Raw genomic sequence first — 3,829 nt, 5'->3', positions numbered from 1 at the left:
CCCCCATACCGGCCCCCATACCGGCCCCACGCGGCGGAGCCGCGTATCTGGCGGAGGCCGGTGCCGGGCACGCGGGATGCGGATGCGGCGGACACGGCCTGGCCCGGCAGCGTGACACCGCTCAGCCGAGCTGGGCCGCCAGCAGGTCGCCCAGCGCCTCCTCGTACGCCGAAGGCGGGCCCACCGCCAACTCCAGCTGCTTCGCCCACGCGTGGTACCGGTGCAGCGCGTAGTCCGTGTCGGCGCCCGCCCCGCCGTGCAGGTGCTGCGCGGTCTGCGCGACCCGCCGCACCCCTTCCGAGGCCCAGATCTTCGCCACCGCGATGTCCGCCGGCGCCAGCCGCCAGGCCGCCTGCCAGAGCGTGGCCTCCATCGCGCGCAGATCGACATAGCGGTCGGCCGCCTGGACGGCCACGGCCTGGAACGTGGCCAGCGGGTGGCCGAACTGCTCGCGCTCGCTGACATACCGGCTCGTCATCTCCAGCACCCGGGTGCCCAGCCCGAGGGCCAGCGCGCAGGTGCCGGTGGCGAGCAGGCGCTGGAGCAGCCCGGCAGCCTCGGGGTGGTCGAGGACGTCGCCTGCGGGGACGGCGGCGGAGCCGAGCCGCAGCGCGGCGTAGCGCTCGCCGTTGGTGGAGACCTGCTCGGCGAGGGTGACACCGGGCCCGGAGGGCGCGACGAACGCCAGCACGGGGCCGTCTCCGGGGGTGTGCGCGGGCACGGCGACCAGGTCGCAGACGGGGGCCCAGGGGACGGCGGTCTGGATGCCGTCCAACACCCAGGAGTCGCCGGAGCGGCGGGCCTCGACGGCGCGCTCGGGCGCCTCGTGCCCCGTGCTGCCGTGCGCGGCGGCGGTGACGGCGAGCGTGCCGTCGGCGATCCGGGGAAGGAGCGCGGCGCCCAGCCGCTCGTCGGCGTAGGTGGCGAGGGTGAGGGCCGCGGCGCCGGTCTCCAGCAGCGGGACCCGGGCCGGCCCGCCGCCTGCCTCGCGGAGCGCCAGGCACAGGGTGAGGGCGTCCAGGCCCGCGCCGCCGTACGACTCGGGCACGGGGAGCCCGAGCACGCCGGTGGTCGCGAGGCGCTGCCACAGGGGGCGGTCGAAGTCCTCGGCGACGGGGCCGCCCGGGACGGGCGGGTGCTGCGGGCTGGGCACGCTGTCGGGGGCGACGTCGGAGAACACCGTACGGGCGATTTCGCGGGCGGCCTGCTGCTCCTCGGTGAAGGTGAAGTCCACTGTCCTGCCCCTTCGTTCGGACGACTTCGGGCAACCGCAATCTGATGGACCGTCAGATAGCCGCCAGATTACCGGAGCGGGCGCCGAAGCACACCGGGGAGCGCACCGGGACTTGACCGCCCCGCCCCGCCCCGTTGCAGCGGCGCTGCCCGGCTTCCGGGTGCTTCCGGGTGCTTCCGGGCGCTTCCGGGTACTTCCCGGCGCTACGCGTCGAAGTCCACCTCGACCCGGGGCGTGAGCGGATGGGACTGGCAGGCCAGCACATACCCCGCCTCCAACTCCTCCGGCTCCAGGGCGTAGTTGCGGTCCATATGCACCTCTCCGGCCAGCAGCCGGACCCGGCACGTCCCGCACACCCCTCCCCTGCAGGCGTAGGGCGCGTCCGCCCGGTTGCGCAGCACCGTCTCCAGGACGGACTCCCCGTCGTCCACCGCCCAGGCGCCCGCCCGGCCCTCCAGCGTCGCCCGGACCGTGGCGGACTCCACGCCGGGCACCGGCGGCGGGGGCGGGGCCGGGGCCGCGTCGGTGTGGAAGATCTCCTGGTGGATCCGGGCCCGCGGCACTCCCAGCCCGCGCAGCGCCCGTGCGGCCCCCTCCACCAGCCCCAGCGGGCCGCACAGATACCAGCCGTCCAGCTCGGCGGCCCCGCGCTCGGCGAGCAGCGCGGGGAGCAGCGAGGCCAGCCGCTCCTCGTCCAGCCGGCCCGAGGGCAGGCCGGTCTGCTGCTCCTCCCGGGAGAGCGCCGTCACCAGCTGAAGGCGGGCCGGATAGCGGTCCTTGAGGTCGGTCACTTCCTCCAGGAACATCGTGGACGCCGTGGAGCGGTCGCTGCGTATCAGGCAGAAGCGGGCCTCCGGCTCGCGGGCCAGCAGGGTGGCCGCGATGGACAGCACCGGGGTGATGCCGCTGCCGCCGACGACCGCGGCGAAGTGCCCGGGGCGGGGCCGCAGGATGAACCGGCCGGTGGGCGGCAGGACCTCCACCGTGTCCCCGGGCACCAGCTCCTTGAGGGCGTAGGTCGAGAACTCGCCGCCCTCCACCTGGCGTATGCCCACCCGGAGCGTCGCGGGCTCGGGGGCGGCGGGGTCGCACAGGGAGTAGGTGCGGCGGATCTCCGTGCCGCTCTCGCTGAACCGGCGCAGGGCGATGTGCTGGCCCGGGGCGTAGGCGTAGGCCGTGCGCAGCTCGGGCGGCACGGCCAGGGTGACGGCGGCGGAGTCGTCGGTCAGCCGTTCGACCGCTGTGACGCGCAGCGGGTGGAACATCGCTCACAGCTCCTTGAAGTGGTCGAACGGCTCCTGGCAGGACGTGCAGCGGCGCAGGGCCTTGCAGGCGGTGGCGGAGAAGCGGCTCAGCTCGACGGTGTCGGCGGAGCCGCAGTGCGGGCAGCGCACCGGCTCGGCGTACGCGCGGGACGCGGCACGCGGCGTGCGCCGGCGGGTGGGCCCGAGGCCGATGGGGACGGGGCCCGCTGCGGGCGCGGGCTCCCCGGGGCCCGCGCGCCGGGGCGGGGCTATGCCGTGCTCGGCCAGCTTGCGGCGGCCGGAGTCGGTGATGTCGTCCGTGGACCAGGGCGGGGTGAGCACCGTGCGGACGGTGACCGCGCGGAGGCCGCCGTGCTCCTGGCCGTACGCCCACAGGGCGCGCTCGATGTCCTCGGCCATGGACTCGACGGCGGGGCAGCCGGTGTATGTCGGGGTGAGCTCGACCTCGACACGGCCGGGCTCCGGCTCGCTCACCCGGCGCACCACGCCCAGCTCGGCGAGGGTGACCATGGGGAGCTCCGGATCGGGCACCGAGCCCGCCAGCGCGGCCAGCACCGCCAGGTCCAGCGGGCGGCCCGGTGCTTGCGCCGGTGCCTGGTCCGGTCCGATCGTCTCCCGGTCCGCCCGGTGTGCCGTCACCATGACGCCCCCGGATGACTGCGGTGCAGATGCTGCATCTCGGCGAGCATCCGCCCGAACGGCTCGGTGTGCAGGCCCTGGCGCCCGGAGCCCGCCGTCCAGCCGTGGCGGCGCGGGCCCTGGGGAACCGTGAGTCCCGCGCGGCCGAAGACATCGGTGATCCCGGCCGTCCACTCCGCTTCCAGCGCCTCCCAGTCGACCGCCAGGCCCTCGATGGGCTCGAACAGCTCTCCGGTGAACCGCCACAGCGCGTCGGCGGCGCGCTGGGTGCGGGCGTGGCTCTCCTCGGTGCCGTCGCCCAGCCGGAGGGTCCACAGCTCGGCGTGGTCCCGGTGGTAGGCCGTCTCGCTGAGGGCCTTCTCCGCGACCGGGAGGTGCGGCGCGAGCTGGGCGAACAGCGGCTCCTGGCAGACGGAGAAGTAGAGCTGGCGGACGATCGTGTGCGCGAAGTCCCCGTTGGGCTGCTCGGCCAACTGGCAGTTGCGGAAGGCGCGTTCCTCGCGGAGGAAGGCGATCTCGTCCTCGCTGCCCAGCTCGTCGCCCAGCGCGGCGTAGAGCGACCGGGCCTGGCCGAGCAGATCCAGGGCGATATTGGCCAGCGCGACCTCCTCCTCCAGGACGGGGGCGTGCCCCGCCCACTCCCCCAGGCGGTGCGAGAGGACCAGCGCGTCGTCGGCGAGGGGGAGGGTGG

The 3,829-nt window shown here is 75.4% G+C and carries 4 protein-coding genes; all 4 read right to left on the bottom strand.

From position 1 onward, the window contains the following. Window positions 1–121: 121 nt before the first annotated feature. Complete coding sequence (locus tag G5C65_RS33155; RefSeq protein ID WP_165302774.1) at window positions 122–1,234, bottom strand: acyl-CoA dehydrogenase family protein; 1,113 nt, start codon at window positions 1,232–1,234, stop codon at window positions 122–124. Between the two features lie 203 nt (window positions 1,235–1,437). Then, window positions 1,438–2,499, bottom strand: coding sequence for a 2Fe-2S iron-sulfur cluster-binding protein (locus G5C65_RS33150; RefSeq protein ID WP_165302773.1), 1,062 nt, complete (start codon window positions 2,497–2,499; stop codon window positions 1,438–1,440). A 3-nt stretch (window positions 2,500–2,502) separates the two neighbouring features. After that, window positions 2,503–3,141 (bottom strand): 1,2-phenylacetyl-CoA epoxidase subunit PaaD, encoded by a 639-nt coding sequence (gene paaD, locus G5C65_RS33145; RefSeq protein WP_165302772.1) that lies wholly within the window; start codon window positions 3,139–3,141, stop codon window positions 2,503–2,505. Next, window positions 3,135–3,829, bottom strand: a 695-nt coding sequence (paaC, locus tag G5C65_RS33140; protein WP_165302771.1) for a 1,2-phenylacetyl-CoA epoxidase subunit PaaC, incomplete at its 5' end; no start/stop codon positions are given. The genes paaD and paaC, both read right to left, overlap by 7 nt.

The organism is Streptomyces boncukensis, assembly GCF_011045075.1.
Taxonomy (GTDB): domain Bacteria; phylum Actinomycetota; class Actinomycetes; order Streptomycetales; family Streptomycetaceae; genus Streptomyces; species Streptomyces boncukensis.
Note: the sequence above shows the minus strand (reverse complement) of the source record. Positions and strands in the feature narration are given on the sequence as shown.

Bases quoted from the DNA above. Each gene is read 5' to 3' on its own strand.
- paaD (WP_165302772.1), bottom strand. From the start codon at position 3,141: ATGGTGACGGCACACCGGGCGGACCGGGAGACGATCGGACCGGACCAG.
- G5C65_RS33150 (WP_165302773.1), bottom strand. From the start codon at position 2,499: ATGTTCCACCCGCTGCGCGTCACAGCGGTCGAACGGCTGACCGACGAC.